The sequence below is a fragment of the Mariniflexile sp. HNIBRBA6329 genome, from assembly GCF_043558645.1.
Lineage (GTDB): Bacteria > Bacteroidota > Bacteroidia > Flavobacteriales > Flavobacteriaceae > Mariniflexile.
This window is the reverse complement of sequence record NZ_JBIFXS010000039.1, coordinates 1-1,013: the sequence shown is the minus strand read 5'-3', so window position 1 is coordinate 1,013 and position 1,013 is coordinate 1. Positions and strand designations below refer to the sequence as shown.

Genomic DNA, 1,013 nt, shown 5'->3' with positions numbered 1-1,013 from the left:
TTTACTAAATTGGCTTGTACAAATTTGGAAGGTAAGTCTTTTTTTATCCCTTACTTTTCATATACCTAATCATTGTGCGTCATTTAAGAAAAACCGTGAAATACAAGAAAATTAGAGGTTTAAAGAGAAAAGTTTCCAAAATCCAGAATTGGATTGAGGAATATTTAGAATTGGATATTGAACGGTTATCTGAACTTAAATATCATTACTCAAAAGTGTATGTTCAACCTTGGAATAATCTGACTTTAACTAATAGTGAAATTCCTGAACCAAAAGGAAAAGCAAAAAAAGAGATAATAAACGGACTTGAAAAAATTTACGACAGTTGGAAAAAAGAATTGGACAAAATAAACGAGCCTTATTATCTGAAAATTTGGTTAAACGAACCTCGATTATCTAAATCTCAAGTAGTTTGCGCACTTGGCGAAAAGATTGAACATTATGAAACACTATTTACCAAAGCGGATTTTAAACAAAACGATTCCTCGTTTACTAAACAATTGAGTGCTGATTTTAAATGGGAGCCAAAGCTTGATGAATTTCATTATTGGAGAAATGATTTATTATGGCCAATTGACCAATATGACAAAATTGAAAATGCTTATGCCGACAGGAGACTTTTAAAAAAATTGGAAAAATCGAATATTAAAAAAGAAAAAACCACTTATTCAGACGGAACGGAAGATATAGTTTTCTTTGTTCCAGTAGGAAAGGTTTGGATTGGAGAAAAATAAAAACGAACGCACAACCCCGTATATAAAAAATTGCTAGTTTTAGCTAAACCAATGTCAGTTGCTTTGTTTGCTTGCTGCTGATTTTCCTTCGGAAAATCCTCGCACTCAAACACGCAACTTTCCATATACATAATCGTTGTAAGCAATAAGCTCAACTTCAATATAGTCTTTTAATTCGAATGTTTTTGCGCTAAGGAACAGTCAGTGCCCAGTAAAATATAGTGGATTATAGAAGATAATACGCCGTCCAAGTTTTCGGCGGTAAACCCCGTGAAAATG

Annotated in this window: 1 protein-coding gene; it reads left to right on the top strand. The window is 32.7% G+C overall.

The annotated features are described in order from the left end of the window. Window positions 1-95 precede the first annotated feature (95 nt). A complete protein-coding gene (locus ACGK9U_RS16090; protein ID WP_394467580.1) occupies window positions 96-734 on the top strand; it encodes a hypothetical protein in 639 nt (212 codons plus the stop codon). Window positions 735-1,013 lie beyond the last annotated feature (279 nt).